Genomic DNA, 19,281 nt, shown 5'->3' on the forward strand with positions numbered 1-19,281 from the left:
TAGGGCGCCTCTCTGCGAGGCGATGCAGCTGCCGATGGCTCAGGTGCCGACGCCGATTTCGGCAAGGCGGGTCAGGCAGGCTTCCTCGACGCTGTTCAGCTCATCGAGCGTCTCGTCGATATCGCGACGCTTCTGCACGAGTTCGGCGCGTTTCTCTTCCACACGCTTCATCAGCAGGCGCAGCTGCCCCGCCTCGCCTGGCGGATCCTTGTAGACCTGAATGATCTCGCGGATTTCGGCGATGGTGAAGCCGATGCGCCGGCCGCGCAGGATCTCCTGGATCAGCCGACGATCGGCCGGGCGAAACAGCCGCGTGCGGCCACGCCGTTCTGGATGAATGAGCCCCTCGTCCTCGTAGAACCGCAGGGTCCGGGTCGAAACGCCGAACTCGCGCGTCAATTCGGTGATGGTATAAAATCGTTCCAAGGCACTCATTCCGCTCAGTCGAGGCATCCCCCACCCTCGCAGCTTTATTGACTTGCACGTAAATGTCAAACAGCGGCTGGGGCGCGATCGATGTTGCAGGCTCAGGAGATGCTGAACCACCAGGTGGCGAGGCCGAGGAAGGAGGAAAAGCCGGTCACGTCGGTCACCGTCGTCACGAACACGGCCGAGGAAACGGCCGGGTCGGCTCCAAAGCGATCGAGCAGAAGCGGGATGAAGATGCCGGCCAGCGCCGCTGCGATCATGTTGATCAGCATGGCGGTGGCGATGATGCAGCCGAGATCGACGCTCTGGAACCAGGTTCCGGCGGCGATGCCGATCAGGCAGCCGAACAGAAGACCGTTCAGCAGCCCCACGCCCGCCTCGCGCCGGATCACCCGGAAGGCGTTGTGGATGTCGAGATCGCGGGTCGCCAGCGCCCGCACGGTCACGGTCATGGTCTGCGAGCCGGCATTGCCGCCCATCCCGGCCACGATCGGCATCAGCACGGCGAGCGCCACGATCTTTTCGATGGCCATGTCGAAAATGCCGATGACGGAGGCGGCGAGAAAGGCGGTGACGAGATTGACCGACAGCCAGACCATGCGCGAGCGCGAGGTGACGAGGATCGAGTCGGACAGCTCTTCGTCGCCGACGCCGCCGAGGCGCATGATGTCCTCCTCGGCCTCTTCCTGAATCACGTCGACGACGTCGTCGATGGTCAGCACGCCGACCAGACGGCCATTGTCGTCCACCACGGCGGCGGAGAGCAGGTCGTATTGCTCGAAGAGCTGCGCCGCCTCTTCCTGGTCCATCTCGGCCGGCACCGGATGGTTGGTCTCGCGCATGATCGTCTCGATCTTGATCGAGCGCTTGGTGCGCAGAATGCGGTCAAGATCGACGGCGCCGAGCAGGCGGAAGGTCGGGTCGATGACAAAGATCTGCGTGAAGCTCTCCGGCAGGTCGGAATCGTCGCGCATGTAGTCGATGGTCTGGCCGACGGTCCAGAAGGGCGGCACGGCGACGAATTCCGTCTGCATGCGCCGGCCGGCGGTGGCTTCCGGATAATCGAGCGAGCGGCGCAGGCGCACGCGCTCGGTAAAGGGCAGCTTGGAGAGGATCTCTTCCTGGTCTTCCTGGTCGAGATCCTCGAGGATATAGACCGCGTCGTCGGAATCCATCTCGCCGAGTGCTGCGGCGATCCGTTCGTTCGGCAGGTGTTCGACAATGTCGAGGCGGATCGCCTCGTCCACCTCGGTCAGCGCCGAAAGATCGAATTCGTCACCGAGCAGGCTGACGAGCGCGTTGCGCTGGTCGGGGCTGATCGCCTCCAGCAGGTCGCCCATTTCGGAGGCGTGCAGGCGCGCGACATGCTGGCGGAGATAGAGCACGTCGCGGTCGGCGATCGCCGCGCCGACATGCATCAGATAGTCGGATCGGACGGAGCCTTCCTCGGAATAGATGTCGGCCTCTTCCGCCGTCAAAGCGGGTTCGAGGACGCGCAGGTCCTTCTCGTCGCCGGTGTCGCTCATCCGCCCGCCTCGCGATCCTTGGAGCTGCCGCGGCGAACCCCGTGCGCCGGACAAGCCCTGTCTATTCTCTGTCGCAGGGGCCGAGCATGGGAAGGCCCGCCCGCTCGCTCCTGCGCATGGCACCGTCGAGGCGGCGGTTGCGCCGCTTGCGATGGCAATGTCCGGTGAAGGTTCGTTCGCAGTTCCACATAGAGCCCGAACCCTTTCCTGCTAGCCCAAGGCGGGGGCGAGGTCCACCCATCCTGCGGCTCTTCTCGTCCTCCCCGCGCCCTTTTCTTTAAGCTGTTGCAAAAGCTTCAAAATCCGATAGCTCTTGCCGGGTGCACCAAGCTGGGAGTACCCCCATGGCGATCCGCGAGATCCTGCGCTACCCTGACCCCCGCCTGACCCTTCGGGCCGCCCCCGTCACCATGTTCGACGAAGCTCTTGCGGCGCTCGTAGCGGACCTGACGGAGACGATGCAGGCGGCTCCGGGCGTCGGCATCACCGCGCCGCATATCGGCGTGCCGCTCGCCGTTACCGTGATCGCGCTCGACCCGGCGGCGGAACGCCGCGTCTATGTCAATCCGCAGGTGATCGCGACCGGCCCCGGCACGATTCGCCACGTGGAAGGCAGTGTGTCGATGCCCGGCTTCACGGACGAGGTCGAGCGCGCGCGTCCTGTCACCATTCGCTTCCAGAGGCTTGACGGCACGCAGGCGGAGGAGACGGCAGATGGGTTCATGGCCTCCTGCCTTCAGCACGAGATCGACCAGATCAACGGCATCTTCTGGATCAACCGCCTCTCGCGCCTGCGTCGCGACCGCCTGGTAAAACGCGCCCTCAAGTCTTCTCGCGGCTGAACCTTCGGGCTTATTGCGTCAGCCTTGGCGTCATGATCTGGCCGGCGATGGTGCGGAAGATGTGCACCAGGCGGCTGGATTCGCTCACCGTATAGACTTTGGACGAATCGCTGGCGCAGTGCTCCAGCGCGCCGGCGGTCGATCCGCTGACGCCGACGGCAACAGTGAAGATCGTAATGCCTGCAGCCTTCGCATTGGTGCACACCCTCTCCATCAGGAGGTCGGCTTGCGCGGTACTGGATCCGTTATGGTATGTGTAATTGCTGGCACTCGGGGACAGGGTGTTCGCCCCATCGGTCATCACGACCATATATTTGCTGAGTGAGCGCGACGGCGGCTCAGCGCCGCCGATGGATGAAAGCGTGTTCCAGCCCCAGAGTATCCCGGCCGTTATGTAGGTCTCGTCAGACGCAGACATGGCTGCGATCGACTTGCGCAGCGAATCGAAATCGCTGGTCAGAAAGACAATCGGACGGCCGCAGCCGACATTGATAAGGCCGGTATAGCGAACCTCAGGAGCCGCATCCGAGACGTCCAGCGGGCTCCGCCGGGAACCGACGCAGCCAGACCATGTGTAGGTCGTGGTTTTCGGTGCGCAGACGGTGACAGGATCGCCATAGACATAGTTTGTGCAGGTTTCCTTTTTGGATATTTGCGGGATGCCGTCCTTGAAGGTCTGGACCGTGCTGATCGTGCAACCGGATTTGGACAGCACCTTCGTCGTCGTGCTGCAGGCCTGCGACGTGGTCGAGGAATCTGGCTGAACCGACAACCAGGGCTGGCTTCTGTTTTGCAAGCCGACATTCACGTACCGTGCGAACGGCACGACCGAGATGCGTATCGTGCCACTTTTTGCCGCCTCGATGACCTGGATCAATTCGGTGGCCGCAGCTTTGAGATCGATCAGCTTCTGCCCCGTCATCGAATAGGTGTTGTCGAGCACCAGGGCGATCTCACCCTTCTGAGTGTCGCCGCGGATCGACTGGGAGATCACTTTGACATCGACGGCCTTGCCGAAGGCAATCCGGCCCACGGTCAGCGGCACCTCCGCATGCGCCGTCATGGTGATGAGGTTGGCGGTCGACAGATCGAAGGAGTCGACGACGGCCGTCGTGCGCAGTTCGCCGGGCAGATTGGCGCGGAAAACTTTGGTCGCCTCCGCCTGCATCACGAGAGCCGTCGTCTTCGGCATCGAAGCGGCGGCGAGCACGCCGGCATCGAGCGCCGCCTGAACCTGCGCCTTGCGCGAGAGCGCCAGACCGAAATCGACAGCCATGGCCGACACCGCCAGCAGCGGCACCATGACCAGCGCAGCCATGATGCTGAAATTCCCGGACCGGTCACGCCAGAATAGCATAGGGATCGAGCTCCGATTTTTGAGCGCGATCATAAACGCAGAATCTTTATAAGCGATGAGTCAATAAGAGAGCCGATATGCAGGCAGCTCGGCTCCCGCGGGCGCCTTAGCGCTTCACGGTGGCGAGCATGTTCCAGAGATCGGCACCGGTCGCGAACACGTCGGCGGTCAGCGCGAAGCTGGCTGCGCTTTCGATGATGCCGAGCACATCGTCCTGCACATTGCCCTCGCCCGGCTCCTTCTCCGTCACCCGCGCCTCGACGCCGCCCTCCGCCTGCGCGCTGAGAAGCACGGACTGCGGCCTGTAGCCGGTAGACTGGAGGTTGGCGATGTTGTTCGCCTGGGCAGAGAGCCGCGTGCTCTGCGCCTGCATGCCTTGGGTGGAGATGGAGAAAAGGGACGCAAGAGACATGAAACGATCCTTCAGCCGAAAGGTCTGCGTCAGGGTGGAACGAGTCTTGAACCAGTCAGGGGGACGACCAAAGGATCGGCGATGGCGGACGAAGGCTGCGTGATGGTCTCTGTACCACGCAAACTTCAAGCGATCCTCAAAGCCATCGCTCAAATGCCGATGAAAGAAGAACCGAGGATGGAAAGCAGGCCTCAAAAGCGCGCAGATCGTCGGAAGGAAGACACAAAAAAACCGGCCGAAGCCGGTTCTGTTGGTGCGGTCGAGAAGACTCGAACTTCCACGGGTTGCCCCACAGCGACCTCAACGCTGCGCGTCTACCAATTCCGCCACGACCGCATCGTGGTAGGCGCCGAATTGCTCCGGCGCGGCTGCATGTAGCAAAAGGTTCTGGGGCACACAAGGGCGATGGATGAGATTTCTGACAGCGGTGGAAAACTTCTTGGCGGGCCGTCATCCTGTGCCGTCCTCCCCGCTTTACACGCCTGCAAACCCGTACCATCTAAGGCAAAATTGCCACGGAGCCTTCGATCCCATGCAGCGCGACAGCCTCGACAGCCGCTTTCTCCCCGCGCCCGGCCATCCGCCGGTGCGCTGGCGGATCGCGCCGGATCTCGTCCCCTATTCTGAGGCGGTCACGCGGATGGAAGCCGAGCTCGAGCGGATTGCGCGTGGCGAGGCCGATGAGCTCGTCTGGCTGGTCGAGCACCCGCCGCTCTATACGGCCGGAACCAGTGCCGATGCCGCCGACCTCGTCTCGCCCGATCGTTTCCCGGTCCATGCCACCGGCCGCGGCGGCGAATATACCTATCATGGGCCAGGACAACGCGTGGTCTACGTGATGCTGGATCTGAAGCGCCGCCGGCAGGATGTGCGCGCCTTCGTCGCCGCGCTCGAATCGCTGGCGATCGGCACGCTGGCGGCCATGAACGTCACGGGCGAGCGGCGGGAGGATCGCGTCGGGGTCTGGGTGCGGCGGCCGGAAAAACCGCCTCTGCCCGATGGCTCACCCGCGGAGGACAAGATCGCGGCGATCGGCATCCGCCTGCGGCGCTGGGTCAGTTTTCATGGCCTGTCGCTGAACGTCGATCCGGAACTCGACCATTTCGACGGGATCGTTCCCTGCGGCATCCGGGGCTATGGCGTCACCAGCCTTGCCGATCTCGGCCTGCTCATCTCCATGCCGGAGGTCGACATGCAGCTGCGCGGCGCCTTCGAGGAAATTTTCGGCCCGACGCGGCTCGATCGCGAAGCCGGCTGACGGGGCGATCAGGGCACGCTCGGTTCCGGCACCGCGCGGCGTTCCCGCCAGATCATGAACAGGCCGGACCCGACGATGATCGCGACACCGAGCCATTTCGAGGCGGTGGGAAACTCTCCGAACACCAGAAAGCCGAGCGCGGTCGCGCTGACGATCTCGAAATAGTGGAACGGTGCGAGCAGCGAGGCGGGCGCGGCGCGGAAGGCTTTCACCACCATCAGATGCCCATAGCCGGACAGCGTGCCGAGCGTCATGACCAGCAGCCAACCGAGCGGCGTCTGCGGCAGGGACGGGGCGAAATCCGGCAGCGCTGCCCCGTGTCCGAGCAGAATCGTCGCCCCCATGAACAGCGTGCCGCCGATGCCGGCGAAGGTCTGCATGGCGAGCGGCGTGTCGGCCGGGCCGGAGGCGCGGTTCATCAGCAGATAGCAGGCAAACAGAAAGGCACAGCCGACAGGCAGAAGCGCCGTCAGGCCGAAAGCTTGGAAACTCGGCTGGATGACGATCATCGCGCCGCCGAAGCCGACCGCGATCGCCACCCAGCGCGGCCAGCCGACCCGTTCGCCGAGAATTAAGGCCGAAAGGCAGGTCAGCATGAAGGGCTCGACGAAATAGATCGCGAAGACATCGGCGAGCGGCATGTATTTGACCGCGGTGAAGAAGAGCAGCGCCGCGGCGGCCAGCAGCACGCCGCGCAGGAGATTGAACCACGGCCGCTCCGGCGTCAGTGCCCGAAGTCCGCCCAGCCTGACGAGCATCGGCAGCGTGGCGACGAGCTGGAAGAAGAACCGGTAGAAGGTCACCTGCGCTGGCGACATGCCGGCCGAGACGGCCATGTATTTGGCGATCGCATCCATGCCGGGCAGAATGAGCATGGCGCCGAGCATGATGGCCATGCCCGTCGCGCGTGCGGAGTCGGACGAGGCCTGTTGCATGCGGTTGCTTCCTGCGGCTGCGTGGCTCAGAGTTAGCCGATTCAACCCTGTCCTCCAAGCGTCCCCGGCCCCGCAAAATTCAGCCTCTCCTTGACCTTGAGCGGCGCGAACCGGCGCAATTTCGATGCTTTTCCTGCGGCGGCTCGTCTATGCTTTCTTCTCCCTCGCGGCTTTAGTGGAGACGACCATGCGCATGTCGACGGAGAAGATGCTGTCCCTGATCGGGCAGCGACAGGACGACGACACGCTGGGCGGACGGATCTGGCGGGCGCGCACCGCGCTCAATCTTTCGACCGCCGACCTCGCCCGGCAGCTCGGCGTGCGCCCCGACACGATCTCTGCCTGGGAGCGCGACCGATCCGAACCAAGAACCAGCCGTCTCTTCGTTCTGGCCGGCCTGCTGAAGGTCACGCCGGCCTGGCTGATGGAAGGCCGCGGCGAAGCGCCGCGCGATGGACTTTCGCTCGGCCCTGCCGAGGCCCTGGCCGAAGAGCTGTCAAAAATCAGGGCGCTGCACGCCGAGACGGCTCGCGCAATCGCCGCCCTGGAGCTTGCGCTTTCCCGCGTTCTGCAAGACATCTGACCCCATCGCGGCGAATCTTCTTGCCGCCCTTGCATCGAACCGAACACTTCGCAGGAGGAAACCCCATGGACGTTCGCGCCGCTGTTGCCGTTCAGGCCGGCAAGCCGCTGGAAATCATGACCGTGAACCTGGAAGGCCCCAAGGCCGGCGAGGTGCTGGTGGAAATCAAGGCGACCGGCATCTGCCACACGGACGAGTTCACCCTGTCCGGCGCGGACCCGGAGGGAATTTTCCCGGCGATCCTCGGCCATGAAGGCGCGGGCGTTGTGGTGGATGTCGGCCCCGGCGTCACCTCGCTGAAGAAGGGCGATCATGTCATTCCGCTCTACACGCCGGAATGCCGAACCTGCCCCTCCTGCCTGTCGCGCAAGACCAATCTCTGCACCGCCATCCGCTCCACCCAGGGCCAGGGCCTGATGCCGGACGGCACCTCGCGCTTCTCGATCGGCAAGGACAAGATCCACCATTACATGGGCTGCTCCACCTTCGCCAATTTCACGGTCCTGCCGGAGATCGCGCTGGCCAAGGTCAATCCGGACGCCCCCTTCGACAAGATCTGCTATATCGGCTGCGGCGTGACGACCGGCGTCGGCGCGGTCATCAACACAGCCAAGGTGGAAATCGGCGCGACCGCGATCGTTTTCGGCCTCGGCGGCATCGGCCTCAACGTCATCCAGGGCCTGCGGCTTGCCGGCGCCGACATGATCATCGGCGTCGACCTCAACAATGAGAAGAAGGCCTGGGGCGAGCGCTTCGGCATGACGCATTTCGTCAACCCCAAGGAGATCGAGGGCGATCTCGTCGCCTATCTCGTCAACATGACCAAGCGTGGCGCGGACCAGATCGGCGGGGCGGACTATACCTTCGACTGCACGGGCAACACCAAAGTCATGCGCCAGGCGCTCGAGGCTTCGCATCGCGGCTGGGGTAAGTCGGTCATCATCGGCGTCGCCGGCGCCGGGCAGGAAATTGCCACCCGCCCCTTCCAGCTCGTCACCGGCCGCACCTGGATGGGAACGGCCTTCGGCGGCGCCCGCGGCCGCACCGACGTGCCGAAGATCGTCGATTGGTACATGGAGGGCAAGATCGAGATCGACCCGATGATCACCCATCTCCTGCCGCTCGAAGACATCAACACCGGCTTCGACCTGATGCACGAAGGCAAATCGATCCGCAGCGTGGTGGTGTACTGACCGTGTTGCATGGAGTTACATTTGTAACTACACTGGCGGCTCATGTTCGAATGGGACGATGCCAAGAATGAGCTGAACATTGCCAAGCACGGCGTCGGCTTTGCCACCGCCGTGCGGATCTTCGATGGGCCCGTCTTCACCAGCATCGACCGTCGTTTTGACTATGGCGAAGTCAGGGAAAACAGTCTTGGTATGGTTGACGGCGTGTTGTGCCTCGCGGTGACCCATACCAACAGGCACGGCGTGCGAAGACTGATCTCCGCCCGTCGCGCCAGCCGCAGGGAGAGAGCTCGCTATGCCGAAGAACTTCGAAAAGGAACTGAGTCTTGAGGAGCTCGCCGCTCTTCCGGATGATGAGATCGATATGGGCGATCTGCCCGAGCTGAACGAGACGTTCTGGCAGGACGCGCGCTTGGTCCGTCCCGAAGGAACAGAACAGATCACCCTCCGCGTGAAAAAGTCTGTGCTGCAGGCCTATCGAGAGACCGGTAAAGGCTACCAGACCCGCATGAACGCGGTTCTCGAATCCTACGCCCGGACCATGTCCAAGCAGAAGCAACGCTGACCGCAATGCCCGAAATCTATGTCGATGCCGATGCCTGTCCGGTCAAGCCGGAGATCCTCAAGGTCGCCGAGCGGCACGGGATGAAGGTGACCTTCGTCGCCAATTCCGGGTTGCGGCCGTCGCGGGATCCGATGGTGGTCAATGTCATCGTTTCCGCGGGTTTCGATGCGGCCGACGACTGGATCGCCGAGCGGGCGCGTCCAGGCGATGTGGTGGTGACGGCCGACGTGCCGCTGGCCGGTCGCTGCGTAGCGGCGGGCGCGCTGGTGACCGGGCCGACAGGCCGGATCTTCGACACCGCCAATATCGGCATGGCGACCGCCATGCGCGAACTCGGGGCGCACCTGCGTGAGACGGGGGAGAGCAAGGGCTACAACGCCGCTTTTTCCCCCCGCGACCGCTCCGCCTTTCTCGAATCCCTCGACCGGCTCTGCCGGCGGGCGAAACAGGCCTGACCGATGGCCGATGCCCTGACGCTTCTGCACCGCCGCCACCGACCCTTTCTGGTGGCCTTCGGCGTCGCCAGCCTTGCGCTGGTCCTCGGCCTTGCCACGCTCGATAGGCGGCTTGCCATCGAGCTTGCTGCGGTGTCGTTCTTCTTGACCTATCTGATCCTTGCGGCTCTGAAGGTACCGCGGCTCGACGGGCCCTATCTGCGCGACAATGCGGCCGGCACCGACGAGCCGGCCATCGTCATCTTCCTCGTTACCGTGGCCGCAGTCGTCATCAGTCTCGGCGCGCTCTTCCAGGTGCTGAACGAACAGAAGGGGGCGCCGATCATCGAGCGTTTGCTCGCCTTTTCGGCGGTGGCGAGCGGCTGGCTGACCGTGCACACCATGGCCGCCTTTCATTATGCCCACCGCTACTGGAGCCCGGACATGCTGTCCCCCGCGGCCAAGACGGGCGGAGAAACCACGGAAATGAACACGCCGAACCGCGGGCTCGATTTTCCGCGCACGCCTCTGCCCGGCATCGTCGATTTCCTCTATTTTGCCTTCGTGATCGGCATGACGGCACAGACCTCGGATGTCGCAATCACCTCGACCGAGATGCGAAGCGTCAATCTGGTGCACGCCATCGTCTCGTTCTTCTTCAATGCGGTGCTGGTGGCGGTTGCGGTGAACGCGGCCGTGGCCCTGCTCTAGAGAATCCGGTCGAAGCAGAGACCTTCACGAGTGGGAGCAGCCTTCGGTGAACCGACCCTCACCCGTGGCGCTTCAGAAAAGGATCATGGATGAAAACGATTTCAGAAGCCGTTGCCTTCGGCGGTCGCCAGGTCGTCTACAGCCATGCCTCGACGGCATGTGCCTGCGAGATGACCTTCGCGGTCTTCGTTCCGCCACAGGCGGCCGAAGCGCCCTGCCCCGTTCTCTGGTATCTCTCCGGCCTGACCTGCACCCATGCCAATGTCATGGACAAGGGCGAGTACCGGCGGATGGCGGCGGAGCTTGGTCTGATCATCGTCTGCCCGGATACGAGCCCACGCGGACCGGACGCCGCCGACGAGCCGGACAATTGGCAGATGGGCAAGGGCGCCGGCTTCTACCTCGACGCGACGGAGGAACCTTGGGCGCAACACTACCAGATGTCGCGCTATCTGACCGAAGACCTGCCTGCGCTGATCGCCGCCGCCTTTCCCGCCGATATGAGCCGTCAGGGAATCTTCGGCCACTCCATGGGCGGCCATGGCGCGCTGACGATGGCGCTGAAGAACCCGAGCCGCTTCCGCTCCTGCTCTGCCTTCGCTCCGATCGTCGCCCCGTCCACGGCCGACTGGTCGATCGGTGCCTTCGAGGCCTATCTCGGGCCAGACCGCGCGGCGTGGCGGGCCTATGACGCCTGCGCGCTGGTCGAGGATGGCGCCCGCTTCCCGGAGATCCTGATCGACCAGGGCTCGGCCGACGGGTTCCTCGAGAAGGGCCTGCGTCCCTGGCTGTTCGAGAAAGCGGTTGAAGGCACGGAGATCGCCCTGACGCTGCGCATGCAGCCGCATTACGATCATTCCTATTTCTTCATCTCCACCTTCATGGACGACCACTTGAGATGGCATGCCACACGTCTCGCCTGACCGGAAACCCTCAAGGGCGCCCCGGATGCTCTGACAGAGCGGTGCGCGTCCGTCCTATCCGGCTGACTGTGCCCTTTGAGCGGGCGCGGCATCGATGACGCGGATTTTCGACTGCGCCAAGCCGTTCAGGCCCTGCATGTCGACCACAAGGTGCCAATGACCGGAGGCGGGCACGGCAAGCCGCAGCGGCGACTTCTTGGCCACTCCGCCGAGAAACTGGTGCTTGGCGGCCTGCTTGTAGAGCTTGAAGTTCGCGTCCGTCATCAGGCGGACATTGGCGACCGCTGAAAGCGTGATTTCGACGACCGTATCAGCGCGCTGCTCCTTGAGATCGTAATGGGTGAAGTTGATGGATTGCGATGTGGATGCCATGCTCAGCCCTGCGTTCAGCTCCCAAATATCGAAACCATGGACGGAAGCGTCCGGAGCTCTCCCACTCCGGACGCCATGTCGCCCGGCTCATGGGCGACGTGAGTATGAGGCATGAGCGTTTAAGAAAAGGTTTGCAAACCCGAACCTGTTTCACACCCCTTGAACGCGTCTTCGTCCAGATCGCCTAACTCTGGTCCTGACCTCATTCCTGCACCGTGCGCCGCCGTCTCGCCTCTGCCCGCAAAGGAAACTGCCATGCTGAATATCGCCCTCGTCGCCGCAGGCGGCGCCATCGGATCGGTTCTGCGCTATCTCGTGGGATTGGCCGCCGCCCGCAGCCTCGGCCCCGTCTTCCCCTTCGGAACACTGACCGTCAACCTCGTCGGCGGATTCCTGATCGGCCTGGTGGCCGGCGTCTTCGCCATACGGGCGGAAGCGCCGCAGGAGCTGCGGGTCTTCCTGATCACCGGGTGCCTCGGCGGCTTCACGACCTTCTCCGCCTTTTCGCTCGACGTCGTCACGCTCCTGGAGCGTGGAGACAGCGGGTTGGCGGCGCTCTATCTGCTCGTGAGCGTCGGTTTTTCCATTGCCGCGGTCTTTGCGGGACTGGCCCTGATGCGGACCATTCTGTAGGAACGGGGCGACAGAGCAAGCGATGACGGGCGCCGCGATGGATGCGCCAGCGACGGACTGAAGGAAGACGACGTGGCCGGAATTGAGCACAGGACTGTGGACGCCGACGAAGCCGGCATGCGGCTGGACCGCTGGTTCAAGCTGCATTTCCCCGGCCTCGGCTTTGGAGCCCTGCAAAAGCTGTTGCGCTCCGGCCAGATCCGCATCGATGGCGGGCGGGTCAAATCCGATACGCGGATCGAGCCCGGCCAGTCGATCCGCATTCCGCCGATGGATGTCGACGCCAAGCGTGCCGCCGGTCCGATCGCCGGACGCGACCTGAAACATGCGCCCGATGCCGAATTGCTGCGCCGCATGGTGCTGCACGAGGATGCGAAGGTCATCGTGCTCAACAAGCCGGCCGGCATCGCCGTACAGGGCGGCTCGGGCGTCAATCGCCATATCGACCAGATGCTGGACGCCTGGGTCAGCCCGAAGGGCGAGAAGCCGCGTCTCGTCCACCGCCTCGACCGCGACACCGCCGGCGTTCTCGTCATCGCCCGCACCCGCGGCGCGGCGCAGAAACTGACTGCTGCCTTCCGCGAGCGCGACACGAAGAAAACCTACTGGTCGCTGGTCAAGGGCGTGCCGCGCAAGCGCGAGGACAAGATCTCGACCTGGCTCGTCAAGGAGCAGACACCGGATGGCGACCGCATGCGCATCGCCAAGCATGGCGAGGACGGGGCCGACCACGCGATCTCCTACTACCGAATCCTTGAACAGGCCGGGCAGGATTTTGCCTGGCTGGAGATGGAGCCCTATACGGGTCGCACCCACCAGCTGCGCGTCCACGCCGCCCATATCGGCCATCCGATTCTGGGCGATCCGAAATATTTCGACGCCGATCTCAACTGGACCTTCCCGGGCGGGGTGCAGAACAAGCTCCACCTGCTTGCCCGCCATATCGATATTCCCCATCCCGATGGCGGCCGGTTAAGCGTCACCGCGCCCCTGCCGCCGCATATGCAGCAGAGCTGGAACCTGTTCGGCTTCGACCTCGACAATGCCGGGGAAGACTGATGCATCTCGTCCTCTTCGATTGCGACGGCACGCTGGTCGACAGCGCGGCGCTGATCAACGAGACCATGGCCCGCACGTTCCGCGCCTTCGGCCTTACCCCGCCGAGCCTGTCCGAGACCAAGTCGATCATCGGCCTAACCCTCGATATCGCCATCGCAAAGCTCAAAGCCTCGCCGCATGTGGACGATGAGGCGATCGCGATGACGGCCCATTACAAGAGCATCTATGCGGCCGTGCGGGCAGACGGATTCATCGAGCCGCTCTTTTCCGGCATCGCGCCGATGATGGCGACGCTCGAGCAGGATCAACGCTGCGTGCTCGGTGCCGTCACCGGCAAGTCGCGCCGCGGGCTTGTGATGATCGAGACCAGCCATGGGATGGAACGGAGCTTCCGCGTCAGCCGCACGGCGGATGATTGCCCCTCCAAGCCGCACCCGGCCATGGTCAGCGAATGCTGCGCCGAAGCCGGCATTTTGCCCGGGCGAACGGTTGTTATCGGCGATGCGGTTTACGATATGCAGATGGCCAAAGCCGCGGGTGCGCTGGCTGTCGGCGTCGCCTGGGGATATGCCCCGGTGGACTCCCTGGTTGCCGCCGGCGCCGACCGGATCGTGCGCGACCCGCAAGAGATCCTCGACATGCTGGAGACCCTGCATGACTGATATACGCGATGAGCTCGCCAATGCCTTCAGCGATCCCGACCCGGTGCGCCGGGCCCAAATCCAGATGCTGAAGCCGCTGCCGAAGCGCTTCTACAAAGATGTGACCGTGGGCCGGGACGAGACTGGCGCCCACCAGATCCTGCTCGACGGGCGCAGCGTGCGCACGCCGGCACGCCAGCCGCTGACCGTGCCGACGGCAAGCCTGGCCGAGCTGGTCGCGGAGGAATGGCGCGCCCAGGCCGAGGTGATCGATCCCGGCGCGATGCCGGTGACCCGGCTCGTCAACACGGCGCTCGACGGCGTTGCCAAGGATGTGCGCGGCGTCTTCGACGATATCCTCGCCTTCTCGGGCACCGACATGCTCTGCTACCGCGCCGCCGAGCCCGAGGGCCTGGTAGAGCGGCAGACGGGCCGCTGGGATCCGGTCCTGCGCTGGGCGGCGGAAACCCATGGCGCCCGCTTCATCCTGGCGGAAGGCATCATGCACCAAGCCCAGCCGCGCCCGGCAATCGACGCCTTCGCCGAAGCGCTGCGCGCCTATGCGACCCCACTCGGCCTTGCCTGCCTCCATGCCATGACCACGCTCACCGGCTCCGCCATCCTGGCGCTCGCCGTCGCCGACGCTCGCCTCTCCGCCGAGGAGGCCTGGTCGCTCGCCCATCTCGACGAAGACTGGCAGATCGAGCACTGGGGCACCGACGAAGAAGCCTTCCAGCGACGCGAAGCCCGCTGGAAGGACATGCAGGCCGCAGCAAAGGTGCTGGGCACGCTGCGGTAAATGGGTTCGCAGCTTCGTAGGTGTTTGTGCGATCTGCGAGCCACGCAACAGGACGATAAGCGGAGTTTCCGCCGTCCTCAACTGGTCGTATCCAGCGTTGTCTTGAAATTTAGAATCTCCTAAGGTTCCGACCACCGCAGGAGTTTCCAAGAATGTGCCCATCTTCTCTCTCGAAGCAGGCTGCCGCCCTTGATGCAGCTTTCGATCAAGCTCTGGCTGAGCAGCGTCTCGTCGGCGCTGTTGTCATCGTCTCGCGCCACGGCGAGATTGTCTACTGCAGAGCCGGTGGCTATGCAGACCGGGAGGCTGGCTTGGCCATGCGCGAGGATGCAGTTTTTCGTCTTGCGTCGATCACGAAACCGATCGTTTCTGCCGCGGCGATGCGGCTTGTCGAAAAAGGGACCATCACCCTCGATGAGCCGATCACGCGCTGGCTGCCGGGCTTTCGTCCGCGTCTGCAAGATGGCTCTTCTCCTGAAATCACCATCGCCCACCTGCTAACCCACTCATCTGGGCTGAGCTATAGGCTCTCTGAGTTCGAAGGCAGTGACTACCACAGGCTGAACGTATCGGATGGGATGGAGCAACCCGGCTTGTCCCTCGCTGAGAATCTCGAAAGAATTGGAAGCACGACCCTGCGATTCCGTCCCGGCAAAGGGTGGCGATATTCTCTAGCACTCGATGTGCTCGGCGGCGTCCTGGAGAAGGCGACAGGTCATGCGCTCTCGGAACTTGTTCGAGAGCATGTGACAGAGCCGTTGGAAATGTTCGAAACCGGCTTTTCGGTGAGAGACCCCTCGCGGCTTGTTACACCTTACGTCAACCGAAGCGACGGACCGGAGAGGATGCAGGACGGAACGATCGTCACCCTCCCGACGATGACGTTGAGTTTCTGGCCCAGCTGGATCTTTGGTGCCAACTCCTATGAGTCGGGGGGGAGGAGGAATGGTCGGCACCGCAGGTGACATTCTCACCTTCTTGGACGTCATTCGAGCTGGCGGCCAGCCGATCCTCTCCACGGACACCGTGTCTCAGATGACGCATAACCACGTTGGACTCGAGGCCGAGACGCAAGGCCCTGGTTGGGGTTTCGGATACGGATGGGCAGTGCTCTGTGATCCCACCGGAACCGGCACCCCGCAGGCGCGTGGAACACTGCAATGGGGCGGCGTGTACGGCCATCGTTGGTTTGTCGATTCCGCGAATGGATTCTCCGTGGTCATCCTCAGCAACACGGCACCGGAAGGACTCGCAGGCGCCTTTCCGACGGCTGTTCGAGACGCGGTGTACGCTGTATAAATGGGAAGCGGTTGGGACCGTATGCTCCGCGCACGTCGTGGGAGGCCCGCTTCGAGCAACGGAGAATCGACCGCTGTAACAATGGTCAGCGCGCTCAGGAGCGTGACCAAGCTCAAGACCCACTCACTTTGCGGACGTCCAGATGGGGACCTTGGAGTCGCCCTCACGCCGTCAGCTTCAACCCCGCGATCCCTGCCACGATCAGCCCGATGCAGCCGAGTCGTGCTGCCGTGACGGGTTCTGCGAAGAGGAAGATGCCGAGCGCGACCGTGCCGACCGTGCCGATGCCGGTCCAGATGGCGTAGGCCGTGCCGAGCGGCAGGCTGCGTACGGCGAGCCCGAGCAGCGCGACGGAGAGGACCATCGAACCAACGGTCAGAACGGTCGGCAAAGGCCGTGTGAAGCCGTCGGTATATTTAAGCCCGACGGCCCAGCCAATTTCGAGAAGTCCGGCGAGGAAGAGGGTGAACCAGGCCATGATGTCGCTCCTTTGCAAGAAGCGAGGCCGTCCCCGCGGGCGTTGCGCGTGATCGCGCCCGCGGCCGTCCGCGGTCCGTGTTTTATGCCACACCCGCCCCTGATCGGCAAGACCGGGACCCAAGTACGGGCGGCTCAAGCGCCGCCGCGCTCCTTGCGAAGCTTCGACCACCAGTCGAGCCGCTTGCGAATCTCCCGCTCGAAACCGCGCTCCGGCGGATCGTAGAAGGTGCGGCGGCCCATCTTTTCGGGGAAGTAATCCTGGCCTGAGAAGGCGTCCGGCTCGTCATGGTCGTAGCGATAGCCGTCGCCATATCCCTCGCCCTTCATCAGCTTGGTCGGCGCGTTAAGGATGTGCTTGGGCGGCAGCAGCGAGCCGTGTTCCTTGGCTGCGCGCAGTGCCGCCTTGTAGGCCGTGTAGACGCCGTTCGACTTCGGTGCGGTGGCCAGATAGACGCAGGCCTGGGCCAGCGCCAGTTCGCCCTCCGGGGAGCCGAGATAATCATAGGCATCCTTGGCGGCATTGCAGATGACGAGCGCCTGCGGATCGGCAAGCCCGATATCTTCGACCGCCATGCGCACCAGCCGCCGCCCGAGATACAGCGGGTCCTCGCCGGCGTCGAACATGCGGCAGAGATAATAGAGGGCGGCGTCCGGATCAGAGCCGCGGACCGACTTATGCAGCGCCGAGATCAGATTGTAATGGCCGTCCTGGCTCTTGTCATAAACCGGGGCGCGGCGCTGGACGATCTCCTGCAAGGCCGCTGCATTGAAAATCTCCTTCGTGCGGGCGGCACGCCAGACCTCCTCCGCAAGCGTCAGCGCGGCGCGTCCGTCGCCATCCGCCATGCGGATCAGGCTGGCGCGCGCCTCGTCGTCCAGCGGCAGCGCCCTGCCCTCGGCTGCCTCCGCGCGGGCCAGCAGCTCGCGCAGGCTCTGTTCGTCATGGGCGCGGAAGGTGAGAACGCGGGCGCGGGAGAGAAGCGCGGCGTTGAGCTCGAAGGACGGGTTCTCCGTGGTGGCCCCGACCAGGATGATCGTGCCGTCCTCCATCACAGGCAGAAAGCTGTCCTGCTGGGCGCGGTTGAAGCGGTGGATCTCGTCGACGAACAGCAGCGTCTGGCGGCCGGACATGCGCCGTGCGCGCGCGCCTTCGAAAACCTTCTTCAGATCGGCGACGCCGGAGAAGATGGCCGAGATCTGTTCGAAGGCGAGTCCGGTTTCGCCCGACAGCAGCCGCGCGACCGTTGTCTTGCCGGTGCCGGGCGGGCCCCAGAAGATCATCGAGCCGAGCGAGCCCGACTCGATCATTCGCCGAAGCGTGCCATCCTCGCCGGTCAAATGCGGCTGGCCGGTTACCTCGCCGAGCGTCTTCGGCCGCAGCCGGTCGGCCAGCGGCCGCTTCGCCTCCATGGCCGGCGGCTCATGCGGGGCGAAGAGATCGCTCATCGGAAGAACTGGCGGATGCGCTGCCCATCCCGCTCGATTTCCACCCGCCAGAAGGAGGGATCATCCTGCGAGACCTTCTCCAGCGTCTGCGTCGTATCGATGGCCACGCCATTGACGGCGACGATGATATCCTTCGGCGCAAAGCCCACGCGTGCGGCCGGCGAACCGCGATTGACCGCGGTGACCACCACGCCGCTGGAGGTGGCCGGCAGGCGCAGCTCGTCGGCAAGCCGCGGCGACAAATTGCCGACGACCGCGCCGGCAAACGGGCTGCGGCCCTCGATCAGCCGCTCGTCGCGCGGCTGGGTTTCGGGAGCCCGGTCGAGCTTCAGCGTGACTTCATGCGTCTTGCCATTGCTGGCGATCGTCAGGCGTACCTCCTTGCCGATGCCGACAGTGGTCAGGCGATAGCCGAGCGCATCCGGATGTTCGACAGCGATGCCGTTGACGGCGGTCACGACCTCGCCCGGCTTGATGCCCGCCTGTTCGGCTGGTCCGCCCTCGATCACGGCGCTGACCAGCGCACCGCGTGCGCGATCGAGTCCCAGCGATTCGGCAACGTCGGAGGTGACCGGCTCGAAGGTTGCGCCGATGAAGGGACGCACGAAGCTGCCATTGCCGCCCTTGGCCGATTCGACGAAGACCTTGACGAGATTGGCGGGAATGGCGAAGCCGACGCCGTTCGATCCGCCGCCGCGGGAGAAGATCGCCGTATTGATGCCGATCAGCCGGCCCGACATATCGATCAGGCCGCCGCCCGAATTGCCGGGATTGATGGCGGCGTCCGTCTGGATGAAGAAGCCGAAATCGCTGCCCGGCGTCACCTGGTTACGCGCCAGCGCCGAGACGATTCCGCTCGTCACCGTCTGGCCGACGCCGAAGGGATTGCCGATGGCAAGAACCAGATCGCCGACCTCGACCCTGTCGGAATCGCCGAGCGGGATGGTTTCGAAAGGGCCGCCATTCTGGATCTTCAGCACCGCCAGATCCAGCCGGTCATCCTTCAGCACCACCTTCGATTCGAACTCGCGACCATCGGCGAGCGCGACCTTGATGTCGTCCGCGCCCTCGATGACGTGGTTGTTGGTCACCACCGTGCCGTCCGCGCCGACGATGACCCCGGAGCCGAGCGAGGATTGCTTTTCCGAACGGTTCGGCATGCGCTGGCCAAAGAAGCGCTCGAAGAAGGGGTCGCCATCGAAGGGAGAGGCCCGCTCCACGAGCTTCTCGGCATAGACGTTCACCACCGCATTGGCCGTCTGCTTGACGAGCGGCGAGAAGGACAGCTGCATCTCCGTCCGGCTTTCCGGAACGGCCTTGGGCGGCACGCTCTGCGCCACGGCAGCCGTCTCCATCGGATCGACAGAGGGCGAGGACTCGCTGA

22 protein-coding genes, 1 tRNA gene and 1 pseudogene are annotated in these 19,281 nt (G+C 64.1%); 14 read left to right on the top strand and 10 right to left on the bottom strand.

The genetic code is table 11. The annotated features are described in order from the left end of the window. Nucleotides 1-39: 39 nt before the first annotated feature. Nucleotides 40-435 (bottom strand): MerR family transcriptional regulator, encoded by a 396-nt coding sequence (locus tag U8330_RS10180; RefSeq protein WP_416236839.1) that lies wholly within the window; start codon nt 433-435, stop codon nt 40-42. A 92-nt stretch (nt 436-527) separates the two neighbouring features. Next, nucleotides 528-1,955: a magnesium transporter gene (gene mgtE, locus U8330_RS10185; RefSeq protein ID WP_323105163.1), complete on the bottom strand. Its 1,428-nt coding sequence runs from the start codon at nt 1,953-1,955 to the stop codon at nt 528-530. Between the two features lie 344 nt (nt 1,956-2,299). Between mgtE and U8330_RS10190 the strand changes: the two genes are divergently transcribed. After that, complete coding sequence (locus U8330_RS10190; RefSeq protein WP_323105164.1) at nt 2,300-2,797, top strand: peptide deformylase; 498 nt, start codon at nt 2,300-2,302, stop codon at nt 2,795-2,797. A gap of 10 nt (nt 2,798-2,807) precedes the next feature. Here the strand turns inward: U8330_RS10190 and U8330_RS10195 are convergent, their stop codons facing one another. The 3 genes from U8330_RS10195 to U8330_RS10205 all read right to left on the bottom strand — a co-directional run bounded on the left by U8330_RS10195 (nt 2,808) and on the right by U8330_RS10205 (nt 4,902). Next, nucleotides 2,808-4,187 (bottom strand): pilus assembly protein, encoded by a 1,380-nt coding sequence (locus U8330_RS10195; protein WP_323105165.1) that lies wholly within the window; start codon nt 4,185-4,187, stop codon nt 2,808-2,810. A 73-nt stretch (nt 4,188-4,260) separates the two neighbouring features. Next, nucleotides 4,261-4,566 carry a flagellar basal body protein gene (locus tag U8330_RS10200; protein ID WP_323105166.1) on the bottom strand — a complete coding sequence of 102 codons (306 nt, stop codon included), beginning with the start codon at nt 4,564-4,566 and terminating at the stop codon, nt 4,261-4,263. A gap of 251 nt (nt 4,567-4,817) precedes the next feature. Further along, nucleotides 4,818-4,902, bottom strand: a tRNA-Leu gene (locus U8330_RS10205). Between the two features lie 196 nt (nt 4,903-5,098). Between U8330_RS10205 and lipB the strand changes: the two genes are divergently transcribed. Next, on the top strand, nt 5,099-5,824 hold the full coding sequence (gene lipB, locus U8330_RS10210) for a lipoyl(octanoyl) transferase LipB (protein WP_323105167.1): 726 nt from the start codon (nt 5,099-5,101) through the stop codon (nt 5,822-5,824). Nucleotides 5,825-5,832: 8 nt separating this feature from the next. On the opposite strand, the gene U8330_RS10215 is transcribed toward lipB, so the two are convergent. After that, nucleotides 5,833-6,759: a DMT family transporter gene (locus U8330_RS10215; RefSeq protein ID WP_323105168.1), complete on the bottom strand. Its 927-nt coding sequence runs from the start codon at nt 6,757-6,759 to the stop codon at nt 5,833-5,835. Nucleotides 6,760-6,946: 187 nt separating this feature from the next. On the opposite strand from U8330_RS10215, the gene U8330_RS10220 reads away from it, so the two are divergent. The 7 genes from U8330_RS10220 to fghA all read left to right on the top strand — a co-directional run bounded on the left by U8330_RS10220 (nt 6,947) and on the right by fghA (nt 11,168). Continuing rightward, nucleotides 6,947-7,342 carry a helix-turn-helix domain-containing protein gene (locus tag U8330_RS10220; RefSeq protein ID WP_323105169.1) on the top strand — a complete coding sequence of 132 codons (396 nt, stop codon included), beginning with the start codon at nt 6,947-6,949 and terminating at the stop codon, nt 7,340-7,342. 65 nt (nt 7,343-7,407) lie between these two features. Beyond that, nucleotides 7,408-8,535, top strand: a complete 1,128-nt coding sequence (locus U8330_RS10225) for an S-(hydroxymethyl)glutathione dehydrogenase/class III alcohol dehydrogenase (RefSeq protein WP_323105171.1) — start codon at nt 7,408-7,410, stop codon at nt 8,533-8,535. A 42-nt stretch (nt 8,536-8,577) separates the two neighbouring features. Continuing rightward, nucleotides 8,578-8,865 (top strand): BrnT family toxin, encoded by a 288-nt coding sequence (locus tag U8330_RS10230; protein WP_323105172.1) that lies wholly within the window; start codon nt 8,578-8,580, stop codon nt 8,863-8,865. Beyond that, nucleotides 8,831-9,100 (top strand): BrnA antitoxin family protein, encoded by a 270-nt coding sequence (locus U8330_RS10235; RefSeq protein ID WP_323105173.1) that lies wholly within the window; start codon nt 8,831-8,833, stop codon nt 9,098-9,100. The genes U8330_RS10230 and U8330_RS10235 overlap by 35 nt, the downstream gene beginning before the upstream one ends. A 5-nt stretch (nt 9,101-9,105) precedes the next feature. After that, complete coding sequence (locus U8330_RS10240) at nt 9,106-9,555, top strand: YaiI/YqxD family protein (protein ID WP_416236840.1); 450 nt, start codon at nt 9,106-9,108, stop codon at nt 9,553-9,555. A gap of 3 nt (nt 9,556-9,558) precedes the next feature. Next, the gene (locus U8330_RS10245; RefSeq protein WP_323105174.1) at nt 9,559-10,245 is read left to right on the top strand and encodes a DUF1345 domain-containing protein; all 687 of its coding nucleotides are present in this window, start codon (nt 9,559-9,561) and stop codon (nt 10,243-10,245) included. Between the two features lie 89 nt (nt 10,246-10,334). Next, nucleotides 10,335-11,168, top strand: a complete 834-nt coding sequence (gene fghA, locus U8330_RS10250; RefSeq protein ID WP_323105175.1) for an S-formylglutathione hydrolase — start codon at nt 10,335-10,337, stop codon at nt 11,166-11,168. A gap of 54 nt (nt 11,169-11,222) precedes the next feature. On the opposite strand, the gene U8330_RS10255 is transcribed toward fghA, so the two are convergent. Further along, nucleotides 11,223-11,540, bottom strand: coding sequence for a DUF1883 domain-containing protein (locus U8330_RS10255; RefSeq protein ID WP_323105176.1), 318 nt, complete (start codon nt 11,538-11,540; stop codon nt 11,223-11,225). A 255-nt stretch (nt 11,541-11,795) separates the two neighbouring features. On the opposite strand from U8330_RS10255, the gene crcB reads away from it, so the two are divergent. The 5 genes and pseudogenes from crcB (at nt 11,796) to U8330_RS10280 (ending at nt 15,971) form a co-directional block, all read left to right on the top strand. After that, nucleotides 11,796-12,173: a fluoride efflux transporter CrcB gene (gene crcB / locus U8330_RS10260; RefSeq protein ID WP_323105177.1), complete on the top strand. Its 378-nt coding sequence runs from the start codon at nt 11,796-11,798 to the stop codon at nt 12,171-12,173. A gap of 72 nt (nt 12,174-12,245) precedes the next feature. Further along, nucleotides 12,246-13,232, top strand: coding sequence for an RluA family pseudouridine synthase (locus tag U8330_RS10265; RefSeq protein WP_323105178.1), 987 nt, complete (start codon nt 12,246-12,248; stop codon nt 13,230-13,232). Next, the gene (locus U8330_RS10270) at nt 13,232-13,894 is read left to right on the top strand and encodes an HAD-IA family hydrolase (protein WP_323105180.1); all 663 of its coding nucleotides are present in this window, start codon (nt 13,232-13,234) and stop codon (nt 13,892-13,894) included. Before U8330_RS10265 ends, U8330_RS10270 begins: the two co-directional genes overlap by 1 nt. Continuing rightward, nucleotides 13,887-14,672, top strand: a complete 786-nt coding sequence (locus U8330_RS10275) for an ATP12 family chaperone protein (protein WP_323105181.1) — start codon at nt 13,887-13,889, stop codon at nt 14,670-14,672. The genes U8330_RS10270 and U8330_RS10275 overlap by 8 nt, the downstream gene beginning before the upstream one ends. Nucleotides 14,673-14,824: 152 nt before the next feature. Then, nucleotides 14,825-15,971, top strand: a pseudogene (locus U8330_RS10280) (serine hydrolase domain-containing protein). Nucleotides 15,972-16,134: 163 nt separating this feature from the next. Here the strand turns inward: U8330_RS10280 and U8330_RS10285 are convergent. The 3 genes from U8330_RS10285 to U8330_RS10295 form a co-directional block, all read right to left on the bottom strand. Beyond that, nucleotides 16,135-16,449, bottom strand: coding sequence for an SMR family transporter (locus U8330_RS10285; protein ID WP_323105182.1), 315 nt, complete (start codon nt 16,447-16,449; stop codon nt 16,135-16,137). Between the two features lie 134 nt (nt 16,450-16,583). After that, nucleotides 16,584-17,897 (bottom strand): replication-associated recombination protein A, encoded by a 1,314-nt coding sequence (locus U8330_RS10290; RefSeq protein WP_323105183.1) that lies wholly within the window; start codon nt 17,895-17,897, stop codon nt 16,584-16,586. Further along, nucleotides 17,894-19,252 carry a DegQ family serine endoprotease gene (locus U8330_RS10295; RefSeq protein ID WP_323107251.1) on the bottom strand — a complete coding sequence of 453 codons (1,359 nt, stop codon included), beginning with the start codon at nt 19,250-19,252 and terminating at the stop codon, nt 17,894-17,896. Before U8330_RS10295 ends, U8330_RS10290 begins: the two co-directional genes overlap by 4 nt. Between the last annotated feature and the right edge of the window lie 29 nt (nt 19,253-19,281).

This window comes from Rhizobium sp. CC-YZS058 (assembly GCF_034720595.1).
GTDB lineage: Bacteria > Pseudomonadota > Alphaproteobacteria > Rhizobiales > Rhizobiaceae > Ferranicluibacter.

Coding starts and splice junctions, on each gene's coding strand:
- U8330_RS10190 (WP_323105164.1), top strand. CDS start 2,300: ATGGCGATCCGCGAGATCCTGCGCTACCCTGACCCCCGCCTGACCCTT.
- U8330_RS10235 (WP_323105173.1), top strand. CDS start 8,831: ATGCCGAAGAACTTCGAAAAGGAACTGAGTCTTGAGGAGCTCGCCGCT.
- U8330_RS10225 (WP_323105171.1), top strand. CDS start 7,408: ATGGACGTTCGCGCCGCTGTTGCCGTTCAGGCCGGCAAGCCGCTGGAA.
- U8330_RS10255 (WP_323105176.1), bottom strand. CDS start 11,540: ATGGCATCCACATCGCAATCCATCAACTTCACCCATTACGATCTCAAG.
- U8330_RS10215 (WP_323105168.1), bottom strand. CDS start 6,759: ATGCAACAGGCCTCGTCCGACTCCGCACGCGCGACGGGCATGGCCATC.
- U8330_RS10295 (WP_323107251.1), bottom strand. CDS start 19,252: ATGGAGACGGCTGCCGTGGCGCAGAGCGTGCCGCCCAAGGCCGTTCCG.
- U8330_RS10230 (WP_323105172.1), top strand. CDS start 8,578: ATGTTCGAATGGGACGATGCCAAGAATGAGCTGAACATTGCCAAGCAC.
- U8330_RS10220 (WP_323105169.1), top strand. CDS start 6,947: ATGCGCATGTCGACGGAGAAGATGCTGTCCCTGATCGGGCAGCGACAG.
- U8330_RS10180 (WP_416236839.1), bottom strand. CDS start 435: ATGAGTGCCTTGGAACGATTTTATACCATCACCGAATTGACGCGCGAG.
- U8330_RS10275 (WP_323105181.1), top strand. CDS start 13,887: ATGACTGATATACGCGATGAGCTCGCCAATGCCTTCAGCGATCCCGAC.
- U8330_RS10200 (WP_323105166.1), bottom strand. CDS start 4,566: ATGTCTCTTGCGTCCCTTTTCTCCATCTCCACCCAAGGCATGCAGGCG.
- lipB (WP_323105167.1), top strand. CDS start 5,099: ATGCAGCGCGACAGCCTCGACAGCCGCTTTCTCCCCGCGCCCGGCCAT.
- U8330_RS10195 (WP_323105165.1), bottom strand. CDS start 4,187: ATGATCGCGCTCAAAAATCGGAGCTCGATCCCTATGCTATTCTGGCGT.
- U8330_RS10240 (WP_416236840.1), top strand. CDS start 9,106: ATGCCCGAAATCTATGTCGATGCCGATGCCTGTCCGGTCAAGCCGGAG.
- fghA (WP_323105175.1), top strand. CDS start 10,335: ATGAAAACGATTTCAGAAGCCGTTGCCTTCGGCGGTCGCCAGGTCGTC.
- U8330_RS10270 (WP_323105180.1), top strand. CDS start 13,232: ATGCATCTCGTCCTCTTCGATTGCGACGGCACGCTGGTCGACAGCGCG.
- crcB (WP_323105177.1), top strand. CDS start 11,796: ATGCTGAATATCGCCCTCGTCGCCGCAGGCGGCGCCATCGGATCGGTT.
- mgtE (WP_323105163.1), bottom strand. CDS start 1,955: ATGAGCGACACCGGCGACGAGAAGGACCTGCGCGTCCTCGAACCCGCT.
- U8330_RS10290 (WP_323105183.1), bottom strand. CDS start 17,897: ATGAGCGATCTCTTCGCCCCGCATGAGCCGCCGGCCATGGAGGCGAAG.
- U8330_RS10285 (WP_323105182.1), bottom strand. CDS start 16,449: ATGGCCTGGTTCACCCTCTTCCTCGCCGGACTTCTCGAAATTGGCTGG.
- U8330_RS10245 (WP_323105174.1), top strand. CDS start 9,559: ATGGCCGATGCCCTGACGCTTCTGCACCGCCGCCACCGACCCTTTCTG.